The 17,387-nt window shown below is 33.8% G+C and carries 8 protein-coding genes, 22 tRNA genes and 2 rRNA genes; 31 read left to right on the forward strand and 1 reads right to left on the reverse strand.

What is annotated here, in order from left to right:
- Positions 1 to 66 precede the first annotated feature (66 nt).
- Complete coding sequence (locus tag BGI42_RS01870) at positions 67 to 1,797, reverse strand: hypothetical protein (protein ID WP_069678712.1); 1,731 nt, start codon at positions 1,795 to 1,797, stop codon at positions 67 to 69.
- A gap of 242 nt (positions 1,798 to 2,039) precedes the next feature.
- Here BGI42_RS01870 and rph point away from each other — a divergent pair, with 242 nt between their 5' ends.
- The 31 genes from rph to BGI42_RS02025 all read left to right on the forward strand — a co-directional run bounded on the left by rph (position 2,040) and on the right by BGI42_RS02025 (position 17,321).
- A complete protein-coding gene (rph, locus tag BGI42_RS01875; protein WP_069678713.1) occupies positions 2,040 to 2,789 on the forward strand; it encodes a ribonuclease PH in 750 nt (249 codons plus the stop codon).
- A 4-nt stretch (positions 2,790 to 2,793) separates the two neighbouring features.
- Complete coding sequence (locus BGI42_RS01880; protein ID WP_069681011.1) at positions 2,794 to 3,411, forward strand: XTP/dITP diphosphatase; 618 nt, start codon at positions 2,794 to 2,796, stop codon at positions 3,409 to 3,411.
- Between the two features lie 11 nt (positions 3,412 to 3,422).
- Positions 3,423 to 3,902: a YfcE family phosphodiesterase gene (locus BGI42_RS01885; protein ID WP_069678714.1), complete on the forward strand. Its 480-nt coding sequence runs from the start codon at positions 3,423 to 3,425 to the stop codon at positions 3,900 to 3,902.
- Between the two features lie 129 nt (positions 3,903 to 4,031).
- Positions 4,032 to 4,107 (forward strand) — tRNA-Pro (locus BGI42_RS01890).
- Between the two features lie 15 nt (positions 4,108 to 4,122).
- A tRNA-Gly gene (locus BGI42_RS01895) sits at positions 4,123 to 4,196 on the forward strand.
- Positions 4,197 to 4,416: 220 nt separating this feature from the next.
- A tRNA-Arg gene (locus tag BGI42_RS01900) sits at positions 4,417 to 4,493 on the forward strand.
- Positions 4,494 to 4,500: 7 nt separating this feature from the next.
- A tRNA-Pro gene (locus tag BGI42_RS01905) sits at positions 4,501 to 4,576 on the forward strand.
- Positions 4,577 to 4,591: 15 nt separating this feature from the next.
- Positions 4,592 to 4,665, forward strand: a tRNA-Gly gene (locus BGI42_RS01910).
- Between the two features lie 13 nt (positions 4,666 to 4,678).
- Positions 4,679 to 4,755, forward strand: a tRNA-Arg gene (locus BGI42_RS01915).
- Between the two features lie 4 nt (positions 4,756 to 4,759).
- A tRNA-His gene (locus BGI42_RS01920) sits at positions 4,760 to 4,835 on the forward strand.
- Between the two features lie 3 nt (positions 4,836 to 4,838).
- A tRNA-Gln gene (locus BGI42_RS01925) sits at positions 4,839 to 4,913 on the forward strand.
- 6 nt (positions 4,914 to 4,919) lie between these two features.
- Positions 4,920 to 4,995: transfer RNA gene (locus BGI42_RS01930), tRNA-Lys, on the forward strand.
- 10 nt (positions 4,996 to 5,005) lie between these two features.
- Positions 5,006 to 5,090, forward strand: a tRNA-Leu gene (locus tag BGI42_RS01935).
- Between the two features lie 5 nt (positions 5,091 to 5,095).
- Positions 5,096 to 5,170: transfer RNA gene (locus BGI42_RS01940), tRNA-Gly, on the forward strand.
- A 26-nt stretch (positions 5,171 to 5,196) separates the two neighbouring features.
- Positions 5,197 to 5,270 (forward strand) — tRNA-Gly (locus BGI42_RS01945).
- 8 nt (positions 5,271 to 5,278) lie between these two features.
- Positions 5,279 to 5,354: transfer RNA gene (locus tag BGI42_RS01950), tRNA-Lys, on the forward strand.
- A 9-nt stretch (positions 5,355 to 5,363) separates the two neighbouring features.
- Positions 5,364 to 5,439 (forward strand) — tRNA-His (locus BGI42_RS01955).
- A 5-nt stretch (positions 5,440 to 5,444) separates the two neighbouring features.
- A tRNA-Gln gene (locus BGI42_RS01960) sits at positions 5,445 to 5,519 on the forward strand.
- Positions 5,520 to 5,525: 6 nt separating this feature from the next.
- A tRNA-Lys gene (locus BGI42_RS01965) sits at positions 5,526 to 5,601 on the forward strand.
- 10 nt (positions 5,602 to 5,611) lie between these two features.
- A tRNA-Leu gene (locus BGI42_RS01970) sits at positions 5,612 to 5,696 on the forward strand.
- 5 nt (positions 5,697 to 5,701) lie between these two features.
- A tRNA-Gly gene (locus tag BGI42_RS01975) sits at positions 5,702 to 5,776 on the forward strand.
- Between the two features lie 26 nt (positions 5,777 to 5,802).
- Positions 5,803 to 5,876, forward strand: a tRNA-Gly gene (locus BGI42_RS01980).
- A gap of 40 nt (positions 5,877 to 5,916) precedes the next feature.
- Positions 5,917 to 5,993: transfer RNA gene (locus tag BGI42_RS01985), tRNA-Arg, on the forward strand.
- A 1,289-nt stretch (positions 5,994 to 7,282) separates the two neighbouring features.
- Positions 7,283 to 8,796 (forward strand): 16S ribosomal RNA (locus tag BGI42_RS01990).
- Between the two features lie 119 nt (positions 8,797 to 8,915).
- Positions 8,916 to 8,992 (forward strand) — tRNA-Ile (locus BGI42_RS01995).
- Positions 8,993 to 9,262: 270 nt separating this feature from the next.
- Positions 9,263 to 12,171, forward strand: a 23S ribosomal RNA gene (locus tag BGI42_RS02000).
- Together the 16S and 23S rRNA genes with 2 tRNA genes alongside form the textbook arrangement of a ribosomal RNA operon.
- Positions 12,172 to 12,225: 54 nt before the next feature.
- Positions 12,226 to 12,300, forward strand: a tRNA-Asn gene (locus BGI42_RS02005).
- Between the two features lie 306 nt (positions 12,301 to 12,606).
- Positions 12,607 to 13,566, forward strand: coding sequence for a polysaccharide deacetylase family protein (locus BGI42_RS02010; RefSeq protein WP_069678715.1), 960 nt, complete (start codon positions 12,607 to 12,609; stop codon positions 13,564 to 13,566).
- A gap of 209 nt (positions 13,567 to 13,775) precedes the next feature.
- On the forward strand, positions 13,776 to 14,465 hold the full coding sequence (locus tag BGI42_RS02015) for a response regulator transcription factor (protein WP_069678716.1): 690 nt from the start codon (positions 13,776 to 13,778) through the stop codon (positions 14,463 to 14,465).
- Between the two features lie 4 nt (positions 14,466 to 14,469).
- Positions 14,470 to 15,867: a sensor histidine kinase gene (locus BGI42_RS02020; RefSeq protein ID WP_069678717.1), complete on the forward strand. Its 1,398-nt coding sequence runs from the start codon at positions 14,470 to 14,472 to the stop codon at positions 15,865 to 15,867.
- Positions 15,864 to 17,321, forward strand: a complete 1,458-nt coding sequence (locus BGI42_RS02025) for a hypothetical protein (RefSeq protein ID WP_069678718.1) — start codon at positions 15,864 to 15,866, stop codon at positions 17,319 to 17,321. The genes BGI42_RS02020 and BGI42_RS02025 overlap by 4 nt, the downstream gene beginning before the upstream one ends.
- The last annotated feature ends 66 nt before the right edge of the window (positions 17,322 to 17,387 follow it).

Raw genomic sequence — 17,387 nt, forward strand, 5'->3', positions numbered from 1 at the left:
ATATATATATAATAGTTTAAGGCTACGTCAACAATGATGTAGCCTTATATATTTTACAATATAAAATTAAATTTTCTTATTGCTAGATTTATCTCTGATAGATTTTTTTGATTTATTATCTGACGAATTTAAGGTTTTGTTAATATCATTTGTTGATTTTTTAGCTATGATAATTTCTTTACTTGATTGTTTATCATTACTTGAATTCAGTTGTTTGTTATTATTGTTAATACTAGCAATTTCAGATTTAGTATTATCAGCATCATTAATTATATTTGCATTATTGATTTGGTTTGAATTATTAATATCATCGCTAGAGACATTGTTATTATCAACATTATCATTAATATCAGAAGTAGTTCTACAAGTATCTAAATCTAAACTATTATTTTCTTTATTAAATCCCATTTCTTTTTGTACATCTTCTTTAAGAAAATATATAAATAATAGGAAAGAAAACATATTTTTATTTGAATCAAAATATACTTTACGTACTGTAAAACAATCTTTTTTTCTAGAGTAATTTAAATATTTAACAAATATAGGTGCTAAACCAGTACTTTCAGGAGATGGTAAATTAGGCATTCTAAAATAAGTTTCATCTAACATATCATCAGATTTTAAGCTTAATTTCTTATATCTTTCTACTTCATCTAAAGTTGGAGCTTCAGGCCAACTTGTTAATAAATCATTATTTATATAAAATTTTCTATATATGTTAGATATAATTGGTTTTAATTCTGAAATTTTATCTTCTTCTTTGGCATAAACCATTAAAGATAACAAATAAAGATTAATTTCTACGCAAGAATACTTAGTTTCTTTTTTGTCAGTTAATTTAATAAAAATATTTTTTTCATTATCGTATAAACTTAATAATTTATCATTAATTTCTTTATTGATTTCTTTAAAAGATATTATATTTGTATGTTTATAAGATTCCATTAAACATATAGCTAATAAACAACAATTTTCTAGTGAATTTGAATAATAATCCTTTGTCATAAATTTATTTATTAAGAAATCACTTAAATCTAATATAAGCTCATAAGCTATTGGGTTATGTGAATATTTATAATGAATATTTAAACATAATAAAATATTTAAATCATCTTCAAATGATAAATCATAAAGTGATTCTTTATAATCATTTAATACATACAGTATTTCATTAGAAAATCGTTCATAATCATTACTATCAGCATCAGATTTATTATAGAAAGAATATAAGTAATATGCAGCCATCATAAAAGCTTGATCAGAAAATTTAAATTTATTATTTTTATCAATTAAATTAAAACCTTTAGAGTTTCCGTCAGAAATATTTTTTTTATTAACAAATACACCTTCATTATTTCTAAGATTTTCTGAATAAAATTTTAGTTGTTGTTTTGCAAGATATTTAAATGGTTTTTCAAAAGAGATAATATTTCTATTATCTTTATCATAATTAGAGTAATAGTCACTTAACTCTAATAAGCATAGAGTCATTAAAGCATTTGTAGAAGGATTTATTTCTTTTTTTAATGTAGATTCATCAAACCCACGTGAAGTTTTATTGTGTATAAACATAGGGGATGATTTTTTATATATGCACATTAGTGGAGAAAAATTATTTAATATGCTAATATCATTTGTAGAAGAAGACTTCTTTGAAATTCTAATAGGAATTAGCAGACCACATTTTGAATTAAGAACAATAGTTTTTACTGATTCCTTTGATAAATAAAAAAGCTGATTACTAATTTCCTTTTGAGAAAGACTATTCATTCTAAAAAAGGGTCCTATATATCTCAATTAAATTCACCTCTCTAAAAATTCTCATACTATTAATTAATATGAGATAAATTTAAAAATAGTGCATAAAATCTAAATAAAAGGTGAAATTTTTTGATAAAGGAGCTAAATAAATCTTTTAAATAAGGTGTTAATATTAGTTAAGTATAGTAAGATATATAATAAGATAAAACAATAGAATGATATATATATATTAGAAATATTATAGAATTTGAAATATATGAGTATGGAGTGTGAGTTCATTGAGAAGTGATGGAAGAAAAAACGATCAAATAAGACACGTGAAGGTAACAAGACATTATACAAAGTATGCAGAAGGATCAGTATATACAGAAGTAGGGGATACAAAAGTATTATGTAATGTTTCAATTGAAGATAAAGTTCCTCCATTTATGAAAGGAAAAGGATCAGGATGGATTACAGCTGAATATAATATGCTTCCGAGATCAACAGAAACAAGAAAAGTAAGAGATATTGCAAGATTAAAAATAGATGGAAGAACTATGGAGATACAAAGACTTATAGGTAGGGCTTTAAGATCAGTTGTAGATTTAAAAGCATTGGGAGAAAAGACATTATGGATTGATTGTGATGTTATTCAAGCTGATGGTGGTACAAGAACTACAGCTATTTCAGGAGCATTTATAGCATTAGTTGATGCAGTTAATAGATTACATAGGATAAAACCGTTTAAAATATATCCAATAAGGAGTTTTGTTGCTGCTGTAAGCGTTGGTATAGTTAATGACGAAAAAATATTAGATTTATGCTATCAAGAAGATTCAAATGCTAAAGTTGATATGAATATAATAATGACTGATGAAGGAAGTTTTGTTGAAGTTCAAGGTACTGGAGAAGAAAGTCCATATACTAGAAATGAATTAAATGAATTATTAGATTTAGGTGAAAAGGGGATAAAGCAAATGATTAACGTTCAAAAAGAATCATTAAAAATGGATTCACTTTGGATAGGCACTGGAGGAAATGATTAAAATTATGAAAAAACTTATTTTAGCAAGCAATAATTTAAAAAAAGTAAAAGAAATGAAAGAGCTTCTAAGTGATTTAAATATAGAAATAAAATCACTTAAAGAAGAAGAAATAGATGTAGAAGTTGTTGAAGATGGAAAAACCTTTGAGGAAAATGCAAAGAAAAAAGCAAAAGAAATATATGAATTATTAAAAGCAAGAGGAGAAAAAAATTTTTTGGTTTTAAGTGATGATTCAGGTTTGCAGGTTGACTATCTAAATGGAGCACCTGGTATATATTCAGCTAGATATGCAGGTGAACATGGAAATGATAAAAAGAATAATGCCAAATTATTAGAAGAACTAAGAAATGCATCTAGTGATGAAAGAAGAGCTAAATTTATATGTCAAATTGCTTTGTTTGATGAAATGGGAAAATATTATCCAATAACAGGAGAGGTAAAAGGTATTATTTTAAATGAAGCATATGGGGAATGTGGATTTGGATATGATCCATTATTTTTATATGAACCTTTGAAGAAAAGTTTTGCAGAGTTAACTTCTGAGGAAAAAAATAGGGTCAGCCATAGAGGGGTAGCATTAAACAAATTAAGAGATATAATTGAGGATCTTATAGATGAATAGGAGAGTAAGGAATGTTAATTGCAGTAATAAGTGATACTCATAGGATGAAAAATTATATAAATATTGCTAAGAAGAATATAAATAAAGCTGATATGGTTATACATTTAGGAGACAATATTGAAGATGCTGAGGAAATATTAAAAGATTTTCATGGAGAAGTATATATTGTAAGTGGAAATTGTGATTATAGTGATAAATATCCTAAGGAAGGGATTTTGAATATAGAGGATACTAGAATATTTTTTACTCATGGAGATTTATATGGAGTTAAGTATGGATTAAATAATATTTATTATAAGACAAAGGAGTTAAATGCTGATATAGGTCTTTTTGGTCATACTCATATTTCAATGATAGAAAGATATGATGATGTAATATTGATGAATCCAGGCAGTATATCATTGCCTAGAAACAATGGAAGACATATAGGATTTATAGAGGTTGAAAAAGGCATAGAACCTAGTGTTTATTTAGAAAACATTAATGTATAAAATAAGCAGAACAGTATAATATTAAAGAAAACAACAAAAAATATAATATTTTTTTTTAAAAAAGTATTGACGGATTAATTTAGATATTGTAGAATAGTCATTGTCGTCAGGAGATAACAACAATGACTCCGGGGTGTGGCGCAGATGGGAGCGCGCGTGGTTTGGGACCATGAGGTCGCAGGTTCGATCCCTGTCACCCCGACCAATTAAATGTAATATTGCGGGTGTAGCTCAATGGTAGAGCCCTAGCCTTCCAAGCTAGTTACGTGAGTTCGATTCTCATCACCCGCTCCATTATTCATTGTTAACTTATAATTCTTGATGAATGTTCGAGTAGTTAAAACATGGTAAATGAAAAAACACTTGACATAAATATGAGAATAACTTATAATAATAAGGGTTCTCAAGGGAAGTTCAGCAAGCAATTTTAAAAAGTAAAAAAAGTGCTTGACAGAATAAATCTTATGAATTAAAATAATAAACGTTGTAATGAGAGATTAAATAAATAAAATATGCGTTTTTAGCTCAGCTGGATAGAGCAACGCCCTTCTAAGGCGTGGGCCAGGGGTTCGAATCCCTTAAAACGCACCATTAATTTCGGGGTGTGGCGCAGATGGGAGCGCGCGTGGTTTGGGACCATGAGGTCGCAGGTTCGATCCCTGTCACCCCGACCAATTACAACTAAATATGCGGGTGTAGCTCAATGGTAGAGCCCTAGCCTTCCAAGCTAGTTACGTGAGTTCGATTCTCATCATCCGCTCCATTAAAAATAATATGCGTTTTTAGCTCAGCTGGATAGAGCAACGCCCTTCTAAGGCGTGGGCCAGGGGTTCGAATCCCTTAAAACGCACCATATGGTGAACGTAGTTCAGTTGGTAGAGCGCCAGTTTGTGGCACTGGTTGTCGTGGGTTCGAGTCCCATCGTTCACCCCATATTGGGATGTCGCCAAGCGGTAAGGCAATGGACTTTGACTCCATTATGCGTAGGTTCGAATCCTGCCATCCCAGCCAATATGTGGTTCACTAGCTCAGTCGGTAGAGCACATGACTTTTAATCATGGTGTCCCGGGTTCGATTCCCGGGTGAGCCACCAAATTTAAAATGCAGATGTGGCGGAATTGGCAGACGCACTAGACTTAGGATCTAGCGCTTTACGGCGTGGGGGTTCGACTCCCTTCATCTGCACCAAGTATGCGGAAGTGACTCAATGGTAGAGTGCCACCTTGCCAAGGTGGATGTTGCGGGTTCGAGTCCCGTCTTCCGCTCCAGTTTAAATATAATACAAGATAAATATGCGGATATCGTATATCGGTAATACTCTAGCCTTCCAAGCTAGAAAGGTGGGTTCGATTCCCACTATCCGCTCCATTTAATATGCGTTATTAGCTCAGTTGGTAGAGCACCTGACTCTTAATCAGGGTGTCCCGGGTTCGATCCCCTGATAACGCACCAAAAAGAATGGTGAACGTAGTTCAGTTGGTAGAGCGCCAGTTTGTGGCACTGGTTGTCGTGGGTTCGAGTCCCATCGTTCACCCCATGTAATGGGATGTCGCCAAGCGGTAAGGCAATGGACTTTGACTCCATTATGCGTAGGTTCGAATCCTGCCATCCCAGCCAATATATGGTTCACTAGCTCAGTCGGTAGAGCACATGACTTTTAATCATGGTGTCCCGGGTTCGATTCCCGGGTGAGCCACCAAATTTAAAATGCAGATGTGGCGGAATTGGCAGACGCACTAGACTTAGGATCTAGCGCTTTACGGCGTGGGGGTTCGACTCCCTTCATCTGCACCAAGTATGCGGAAGTGACTCAATGGTAGAGTGCCACCTTGCCAAGGTGGATGTTGCGGGTTCGAGTCCCGTCTTCCGCTCCAGTTTAAATATAATACAAGATAAATATGCGGATATCGTATATCGGTAATACTCTAGCCTTCCAAGCTAGAAAGGTGGGTTCGATTCCCACTATCCGCTCCATTTAAACAACTGTTATCAGTTGTTTTTTTATTATATTTAAACATCTATAGCTCAGCTGGATAGAGCGTTGGACTTCGAATCCAAGCGTCGCAGGTTCGAATCCTGTTAGATGTACCATAAACATAGTAATACCAATAGTTCGTATTAAGTATAAACTGTTGGTATTTTTAATTCTATTAATATAAATATTTAAAATATGTTACATAAATATATAAAACAATATATTTATAACAAGCTTATTAGTGAGAATTAGTAGAAGGTATAGATTTAAATTTAATAAATAGAATTAAAAAAATAGTTTAAATAATAAATTAAAGGTGGATTAAGATAGCATTAAATAAAGAAGAGTATATACTTATAATAGAATATAGACATAGGGACTTCTAATTTATACTATAAAAATTAATTATAGAGAAGTTAAATTATTATATTAGTTAGAATATTAATTATAAAATGAATTATTAATATATTTAGATAATTTATCAACAATTACAAACAAAAAAAATGAAATGCTTGTGGATATCTTTAAGAGAACGTATTACAAATATATAATTATATTTTATAGAGTAAAGAAATACTAATTAATATTATAATATTTAAGCAAAATAACTTTTAACGTATTTATGAAAATACTTTAAAAGTTATTTTTTTATAGAAAGTAGAGGTTTTATTATTGTACAGATCAATTATAAAAATTCTTAAAATTTTAAAAACTGATAAATATCAAGTTAAAGCAAATATTAGTTAAAAATGAGAGGGTGGGTAGGCGATTCGAGAATAAAGAATTAATAGTTTAGAGTTAAGGGGATAATTATTCAATGGAATGTAAATATAAAGTTTTAATATAGAAAGATATATATCTTTAGAAAGTCTTAAGACTTTTAACCAGAACTCTCAATTCTTAATTATTCACTCTAAACTAAAAAGTGTGACATAGCCACTTTGTTCATAATAATAATATAATTTTTGTTTAATATTTGTTTAATATATGTACATAATAATATTGAAGTGTAATATATTATTAATATAGCGGTAAAAACTTTTCCTAGTGTATCATTATAAGGAATATTAAGAAAATAAAAATAAATAATAATAAATTAAATATATTCTAAAAAAATAGACAATCAGATATATATTTACATTATTCGATATGATAGAATAAATCTCGTCGCTAAGAGGTGACAACAAATAACACAGAATTAAATGTTTGGAAAGATACATTTGAAAAAAGTGTTGACAAGAAAGTAACTAAATGTTACACTGATAAAGTCGCTTGAGGGTGACAAGTTAAAACAAAAGTTGACAATAAAGTCAACTAAAGAAAAAATTGGTCTTTGAAAATTGAACAGAAGAAACATTAAAATAAACCAGCAATTCTTTATTTAAAGTAAGTCAAGATTAAACTTTTTATTGAGAGTTTGATCCTGGCTCAGGACGAACGCTGGCGGCGTGCCTAACACATGCAAGTCGAGCGATGAAGCTCCTTCGGGAGTGGATTAGCGGCGGACGGGTGAGTAACACGTGGGCAACCTGCCTCATAGAGAGGGATAGCCTTCCGAAAGGAAGATTAATACCTCATAAGATTGTAGTTTCGCATGAAACAGCAATAAAAGGAGCAATCCGCTATGAGATGGGCCCGCGTCGCATTAGCTAGTTGGTAAGGTAATGGCTTACCAAGGCAACGATGCGTAGCCGACCTGAGAGGGTGATCGGCCACATTGGGACTGAGACACGGCCCAGACTCCTACGGGAGGCAGCAGTGGGGAATATTGCACAATGGGGGAAACCCTGATGCAGCAACGCCGCGTGAGTGATGACGGTCTTCGGATTGTAAAACTCTGTCTTTGGGGACGATAATGACGGTACCCAAGGAGGAAGCCACGGCTAACTACGTGCCAGCAGCCGCGGTAATACGTAGGTGGCAAGCGTTGTCCGGATTTACTGGGCGTAAAGGGAGCGTAGGTGGATATTTAAGTGGGATGTGAAATACTCGGGCTTAACCTGGGTGCTGCATTCCAAACTGGATATCTAGAGTGCAGGAGAGGAAAGTGGAATTCCTAGTGTAGCGGTGAAATGCGTAGATATTAGGAAGAACACCAGTGGCGAAGGCGACTTTCTGGACTGTAACTGACACTGAGGCTCGAAAGCGTGGGGAGCGAACAGGATTAGATACCCTGGTAGTCCACGCCGTAAACGATGAATACTAGGTGTAGGAGCTGTCATGGCTTCTGTGCCGCCGCTAACGCATTAAGTATTCCGCCTGGGGAGTACGGTCGCAAGATTAAAACTCAAAGGAATTGACGGGGGCCCGCACAAGCAGCGGAGCATGTGGTTTAATTCGAAGCAACGCGAAGAACCTTACCTAGACTTGACATCTCCTGAATTACTCTTAATCGAGGAAGTCGCTTCGGCGACAGGAAGACAGGTGGTGCATGGTTGTCGTCAGCTCGTGTCGTGAGATGTTGGGTTAAGTCCCGCAACGAGCGCAACCCTTATTGTTAGTTGCTACCATTTAGTTGAGCACTCTAGCGAGACTGCCGTGGTTAACGCGGAGGAAGGTGGGGATGACGTCAAATCATCATGCCCCTTATGTCTAGGGCTACACACGTGCTACAATGGCTGGTACAGAGAGACGCAATACCGTGAGGTGGAGCTAAACTTTAAAACCAGTCTCAGTTCGGATTGTAGGCTGAAACTCGCCTACATGAAGCTGGAGTTGCTAGTAATCGCGAATCAGAATGTCGCGGTGAATACGTTCCCGGGCCTTGTACACACCGCCCGTCACACCATGAGAGTTGGCAATACCCAAAGTTCGTGAGCTAACCCGTAAGGGAGGCAGCGACCTAAGGTAGGGTCAGCGATTGGGGTGAAGTCGTAACAAGGTAGCCGTAGGAGAACCTGCGGCTGGATCACCTCCTTTCTATGGAGAAATCTAGTTAACAAGACGTTTAACTAGTATTAAAATAAATGCTTACTTAATTAAGAAGGTTTATTTAATGATTTCTGTTCAATTTTGAAAGACTAAGTCTTTCAAGTTGAGGGCTTATAGCTCAGCTGGTTAGAGCGCACGCCTGATAAGCGTGAGGTCGATGGTTCGAGTCCATTTAAGCCCACCATTGTTCTTTGAAAATTGCACATAATAAATTGTATATAATACAACAAGCCAAGAATATATTCTTTGTAATAATTGAAATAATTACCTAGATAATTACTCAAATTAATATTGGCAAATTGTTTTTTTGTTTTTAAACAAATAAAACAATGTTACGAAGTTTAGTGGCGATAAATACGAGGAAACGAATATTTTATGCTCGGAGCGTATTGTGATACGTGAGTACATAAAATATGAAGTTGACAAAGTAGTTAGCGACAATAAATGAGTAAAAGGTCAAGCTACAAAGGGCGCATGGTGAATGCCTTGGCATCAGGAGCCGATGAAGGACGTGATAAGCTGCGATAAGCTTCGGGTAGGCGCACATAGCCAGAGATCCGGAGATGTCCGAATGAGGAAACTCACATGGGAAACCCCATGTATCGTAAAGTGAATACATAGCTTTATGAAGGTAAACCCAGGGAACTGAAACATCTAAGTACCTGGAGGAAGAGAAAGAAAAATCGATTTTCTTAGTAGCGGCGAGCGAAAGGGAAAGAGCCCAAACCAAAGATTTATCTTTGGGGTTGCGGACAGAACATTAACGAGAAGTTGTAATTAACCGAACACAACTGGAAAGTTGGACCGTAGGAGGTAATAGTCCTGTAAGTAAAAGTTATAACAATCAAGTTCTGATCCAGAGTACCACGAGACACGTGAAACCTTGTGGGAAGCAGGGAGGACCACCTCCCAAGGCTAAATACTACCTGATGACCGATAGTGAAGCAGTACCGTGAGGGAAAGGTGAAAAGAACCCCGGGAGGGGAGTGAAATAGAACCTGAAACCATGTGCCTACAACCGATCAAAGCACCTTATGTGTGTGATGATGTGCTTTTTGTAGAACGAGCCAACGAGTTACGGTATGTAGCAAGGTTAAGTACTTAAGGTACGGAGCCGAAGGGAAACCGAGTCTTAATAGGGCGACTAGTTGCATGCTGTAGACCCGAAACCGGGTGACCTATCCATGGCCAGGTTGAAGCGAGGGTAAAACCTCGTGGAGGACCGAACCACGTTGCTGTTGAAAAAGCATGGGATGAGCTGTGGATAGCGGAGAAATTCCAATCGAACTCGGATATAGCTGGTTCTCCTCGAAATAGCTTTAGGGCTAGCGTCGGAAAATGTGAGTACTGGGGGTAGAGCACTGAATGGGCTAGGGGGCATAGCGCTTACCGAACCTTATCAAACTCCGAATACCAGATACTATCAGTCCGGCAGTCAGACTGCGAAAGATAAGTTCCGTAGTCAAAAGGGAAACAGCCCAGATCGTCAGCTAAGGTCCCAAAGTGTAAGTTAAGTGGAAAAGGATGTGGGATTTCTAAGACAACTAGGATGTTGGCTTAGAAGCAGCCACTCATTAAAAGAGTGCGTAATAGCTCACTAGTCAAGAGATCCTGCGCCGAAAATGTCCGGGGCTCAAACTTACCACCGAAGCTACGGGTTCACACTTTGTGTGAGCGGTAGAGGAGCGTCGTAATCGGGCTGAAGTCGTACCGTAAGGAGCGGTGGACTGATTACGAGTGAGAATGTTGGCATTAGTAGCGAGATGTAGGTGAGAATCCTACAGGCCGAATACCTAAGGTTTCCTCAGGAAGGTTCGTCCGCTGAGGGTTAGTCGGGACCTAAGCTGAGGCCGAAAGGCGTAGGCGATGGACAATCGGTTGATATTCCGATACCACTATTATCGTTATTATCGATGGTGTGACGGAGAAGGATAGGATGTGCTAGCTATTGGATGCTAGTCTAAGCGTTTAGGGAGTTAGAATAGGCAAATCCGTTCTAACAATCCTGAGGCGTGATGGGGAAGGTTCTACGGAACCGAAGTATCTGATTCCATGCTTCCAAGAAAAGCATCTAGAAAGAGAAGTAGTGCCCGTACCGCAAACCGACACAGGTAGGTGAGGAGAGAATCCTAAGGCCGGCGGAAGAATTGCAGTTAAGGAACTAGGCAAATTGACCCCGTAACTTCGGGAGAAGGGGTGCCTGCGAGAGCAGGCCGCAGAGAATAGGCACAAGCAACTGTTTAACAAAAACACAGGTCTCTGCTAAAGCGAAAGCTGATGTATAGGGGCTGACGCCTGCCCGGTGCTGGAAGGTTAAGGGGAACACTTAGCGTAAGCGAAGGTGTGAACTTAAGCCCCAGTAAACGGCGGCCGTAACTATAACGGTCCTAAGGTAGCGAAATTCCTTGTCAGGTAAGTTCTGACCCGCACGAATGGCGTAATGACTTGTGCACTGTCTCAACTGCAAATCCGGCGAAGTTGTAGTGCGAGTGAAGATGCTCGCTACCCGCGATTGGACGGAAAGACCCCGTAGAGCTTTACTGTAGCTTAGCATTGAATTTCGGTATTGTCTGTACAGGATAGGTGGGAGACTGGGAAATCAGAGCGTCAGCTTTGATGGAGTCATCCTTGGGATACCACCCTGATAGTACTGGAATTCTAACTGGATGCCATGAATCTGGTGACAGGACATTGTTAGGTGGGCAGTTTGACTGGGGCGGTCGCCTCCTAAAAAGTAACGGAGGCGCCCAAAGGTTCCCTCAGAACGGTCGGAAATCGTTCGTAGAGTGCAAAGGCATAAGGGAGCCTGACTGCGAGACCTACAAGTCGAGCAGGGACGAAAGTCGGGCTTAGTGATCCGGTGGTACCTCGTGGGAGGGCCATCGCTCAACGGATAAAAGCTACCTCGGGGATAACAGGCTGATCTCCCCCAAGAGTTCACATCGACGGGGAGGTTTGGCACCTCGATGTCGGCTCGTCGCATCCTGGGGCTGAAGTAGGTCCCAAGGGTTGGGCTGTTCGCCCATTAAAGCGGCACGCGAGCTGGGTTCAGAACGTCGTGAGACAGTTCGGTCCCTATCCGTCGCGGGCGCAGGAAATTTGAGAAGAGCTGTCCTTAGTACGAGAGGACCGGGATGGACCGACCTATGGTGTACCAGTTGTTTCGCCAGAAGCATAGCTGGGTAGCTAAGTCGGGACGGGATAAACGCTGAAAGCATCTAAGCGTGAAGCCTCCTTCAAGATGAGATTTCCCATAGCGTAAGCTAGTAAGACCCCTTGAAGACTACAAGGTTGATAGGTCAGAGGTGTAAGTATGGTAACATATTTAGCTGACTGATACTAATAGGTCGAGGGCTTGACCAATAAATATTGTATACAAATTATGTGCAATTTTGAAAGAACATTCTTTCAAAATATTCCGCGATAGCTCAATGGTGGAGCACTCGGCTGTTAACCGATAGGCTGGAGGTTCGAGTCCTCTTCGCGGAGCCAATTTGATATTTCAAAGTCGATTTAATCGGCTTTTTTTTTATGTTTAGGAAAGTATAGAACTTTAAAATATATATTTTTAGAAAGTCTTAAGACTTTCAATCAAAATTCTTAACTTTCAATTATATATTTTCAACTAAAAGTGTGGCGTAGCCACTTTTTTGTTGTCTTAAATTATTTATATATACATGTAATAATTTTGTAACAAAAGTAAAAATAATGTATTATATAATTGTATGTGTAGTAATTTGGTGAACTTAATAAGTAGACAAGCTATTAATAATGGAAAAGTGCGGGGGTCAACAATAAATGAGTAATAATATTAATTATAGAAGAAGAAGAAGTAACGGAAAGAATAAAAAAAAGAAAATAATTTTATTTTCTTCAATAGTTTTAGCAGTAGTAGTAGCAGGAATGTTATCTGCTAAATATATTCATAGTAAAAATATTAATGCTGATGCAAGTGAATTTAATAATAAGGGAGTTGCAACGGAAAATAAAGTAGAAGCAGTTCCAGTAGAAGAACCTAAAGAAAAACCTAAATTAGAAAATTCTGGATATTTAACAGCGAAAGAGGATTCAAATGCAGATTCAGCTGAATTTGTAGAGAAGTATTTATATCAACAAAGTCTGGGTCAAATGCCAGAAGGAGCTAATGGTCATAAAGTAGCATATTTAACTTTTGATGATGGTCCATCGGAAACTGTAACACCAGAAGTTTTAAGCGTATTAAAAGAGAAAGGTGTAAAAGCTACTTTCTTTGTATTAGGTAAATCTATAAATGAGAGCGATAAAACTAAAGAATTATTAAAAGAGACAGTAAAAGATGGACATGCAATTGCTAGTCACACATATTCACATGATTATCATTACTTATATCCACATAGAACTGTAAGTATTGAAAACTTTATGAGTGATATAGAAAAAAATAATGAAACGTTTAGACAAGTTTTAGGAAAAGATTTTGTAACTAAAACAATTAGATTTCCTGGTGGATTAATGTCTTGGAAAGGAAAAGATGCAATAAAAGAAAAATTACAAGAGGGTGGATATCATTATATTGAATGGAATTCTTTATCTAAGGATGCAGAAGGAAAAGCTAAAGTTGCATCAGAATTATTAGAAGAAGTTAAAAAAAGTGTTTCAGGAAGAGAAAAAGCAGTTATATTAATGCATGATGCTGCAGGAAAACAAGAAACTGCAAAGGCTTTACCACAAGTAATAGATTATTTAAGAGAACAAGGTTATGAATTTAGAAGTATAAAATAAGACATATGAAAATAAATAACAAGTCAAAGATGTGACGGATATTTTGTGAAGTATAATAACTTAGGTTTTGCTAATAGTTGTGTTATTAGTGGGTTCAAAGGAATAAGTAGTTTACAAAATAAACTAGTAAATATATAAAGAGGCTGCAAGGTCTCTTTTTTATTATAAGAAAAGTATAAATAGGTATAATGTATATAGGAGGTATTTATATGAAAAAGATTCTTTTAGTTGAAGATGAAGAGAGTATAAGAGGCTTTATTAAAATAAATTTAAAAAGAAATGATTTTGAAGTTATAGAAGCAGGAACAGGTGAAGAAGGTCTTAAAGCAGCTGAGGAATTCAATATTGATTTAGCAATTTTAGATGTTATGCTTCCTGGGATAGATGGTTTTAAAGTTTGTGATGAATTAAGAAAGCGATATCCTAAAATAGGAATTGTAATGCTTACAGCACGTACTCAAGATATGGATAAAATAATGGGGTTAGAATATGGAGCAGATGATTATATAATAAAACCATTTAATCCATTGGAGTTGGTTCTTAGAATTAAAGCTATATTAAGAAGAATTGGAAATAAAAATGAAGAAAAAGAGGATGAAGAAAGATTAATAATGGAACCATTTATAATAGATTTATATTCGCAGAAGTTATTTAAAAATAATTTAGAAATAGATGTAACTCCTAAAGAGTATTTACTTATGAAATTATTTTTAAAAAATCCTAATAAAGCATTTTCTAGAGATGAGCTTTTAAATTTAATATGGGGATATAATTATTTTGGTGATCCTAAATTAATAGATGTTAACATCAGACGTTTAAGGGCTAAAATTGAGGATAATCCATCACAACCTAAATTTATAGAAACAATATGGGGTAAGGGATATAGATGGAAAGGATAATAAAATGAAGAGTATTAAAAACACTTTAATTAAAAATTTTTTATTTTTAATATTATTTATTGTTATTTGTATGAATCTTCTTTTGGGAACTTTTGTTAAGAAGTATTATTATGATAATGCAGAAACTTTATTAAGAAATCAAATAGAAATAGCAACAAATTTTTATAATAAATATTTATATAAATCAAGATTAATTGAGAATATATATGATAATGTTGATTCATTTTGGAATAAAAGCAATGCTGAAGTTCAAATACTAGATGAAAAAGGAAACTTATTAATGGATTCCATAGGAGTTAATGATGATAAGTTAAATGAAAAGCCAGATGTTAAAAAAGCAATTAATGGTGAGAGTGGTAGCTATGTTGGAAATGTTAATTACTGTGATTATAAAGTTATGTCTGTTTCGCAACCTCTTTTAAATAATAATAAAGTTATAGGAATAATTAGATACGTTATATCTTTAGAAGAAGTAAATAATGAATTAAAAAGTATATTTTTACTTTTTATGCTAATATCTATATTTGTATTAATTTTAGGAGTAATTATTAGTTTAATCTTATCTAATAAGATTATAAATCCTATAAAAAGGTTAACTGATATAGCTGAAAAAATGGCTAATGGAAATTTAAGAGTTAGAAATAATGTTAGTGGTGAAGGCGAAGTTGCCCAACTTGCTAATACATTAGATTATATGGCTGAAGAGATTATAAAAAGGGAACAATTAAAGGATGATTTTATATCATCAGTATCCCATGAATTAAGGACGCCTTTAACTTCTATAAAGGGATGGGTAATAACTCTTAAAGATAATAATACTGATGAAGAGACGTTTAAATTAGGGTTTAATATATTAGAAAAGGAAACTGATAGATTAGCTAATATGGTGGAAGAATTACTAGATTTTTCAAGACTTATAAATGGAAAAATGCAATTAAAACGAGAATATGTAAATATAATGGAATTAATAGAATATATAGAAAGTTATATGATTCCTAGAGCATTAAAAGAATCTATTAATTTTAATGTGGTATCTAATCTAGAAAATAAAATATACTGGTTAGATATAGATAGAATGACGCAAGTTTTAATAAATCTAATAGATAATTCATTTAAATTTGTAAATAATAAAGGTATTGTTAATGTTATTTTTAATGAAGAAAATAATGCATTAAAGATCATAGTTGAAGACAATGGGTGTGGAATAAGTGAGTATGATTTACCAAGGGTAAAAGAAAAATTTTATAAGGGTGCTAATTCAAAATCTAAAAATGGTATAGGACTATCCATTTGTGAAGAAATAGTTAATCTTCATAATGGAAGTTTAGATATAGTTAGTGAAGAAGGAAAAATGACTAGAGTCACCATATTAATTCCTGAGAAAAGGGAGATAGATATATGAAAAAATTTATTAATATGATTTTAGTTATTCTTATGTCTTTTTTTATAATAGGATGTAATGATATTACTCAAAATAAAATTTATAAAATTAAGCCACCAGAAAATAATTCTTTAAGTATTAAAGGAATTTGGCGGATAAATGATTATAAAATTTTAGATAATGATATATATTCACTTAATAATAGAAAATTTTTAATAGGAGAAGATATTGAAATATGTAATGAATATGTAAAGTTAAAGGATATTGATTATGGAAATATAACTTATAAATTAAAATTAGTTAAGGATGATTATGTTATTTCATATGAAGAAAAGTATAACATAGGTAATTTGAATTTAAATAAAGATAATTATGAAGTTATATCAGTATTTTATAATAATAATATAATGTTTGAATTCATAAAAAATACAGATAAAGAAAGTTTTATATTTTATAATGGAGCATTGTATAATGTTAGTTTGGTTAGTCAAATTAATCAGCCTGTAGATAGTAATATTAAAAAAGAAAATAATAAAATAGATAGTAATTTAATTAACTATTATAATTATCCAGTAGGGGTATATTTGGGAATAAAATCCAATAACGAAGAAGATAATACAGAAGAATATAAGACTGTATATGTTTCATTCCAAAATGATAAGTTACAACCTATAAGAGAAAAATCTGGATTAATAGTTCCACGGATGAATGGAATTTGGAGCATAAACAAAAAATACAGAGAAAAAAATGATTATTATTATGAATATTTTAATGCTAATCCTATAAATAATAAGGATTTTATAAATAATGATAATAAAAATTTAGATAATATAGATAAAAATAGATATATAAGTATAAATTTTGTTGGTAATGATTATATAGCTACTGAAGTATATGAAGGTAATAAATTTACTGGCAAATATGGGAAATATGAAGTTTTACCAATAGATAATATAACATCTAATATACCAATTGTTATAAGTGATATATATTCTGATGATGCAAAGAAAGTTTTTAAACAAGTTTATGATAATATTGTTAATAATTTTTCAGAAGAAGAGAAACAAAAGTATAGTTCTTATATAAATTATAGTAATTTTTCTCTTAAAAGGGCAAATGGAAAATGGAATGTTATTGGCAAGATATCTCCTGCTTATGGATTAGAGGATAGTGGTTATGATTATACATTAAACTTTAAACACAATAAAAAATTAGTTAATTATGATTCATTATTGATTCCTTGGAAAACATTGAAACGTGAATTACCAGATATTAAAGATGCTTTTACATCACCAAATGAGAGAATTGCATTAATTTTAACTGAAAAAGGATTACTTATATATGAAATTGAGAATTCAAAAATAAATAATGCTCCACTTGATATAATAAATATGGATCACAATGATCAAATTATAATGGCCGAATGGTGTATAGGAGATTATGTTGATAATTGGGCAAAACCATTTTTAAATTAAATAAAACGTATAATTTACGTTATAATATAAATAGATATATATTATTTATTAAAATTATTAAATTAG

This window comes from Clostridium taeniosporum, assembly GCF_001735765.2.
GTDB lineage: Bacteria > Bacillota > Clostridia > Clostridiales > Clostridiaceae > Clostridium > Clostridium taeniosporum.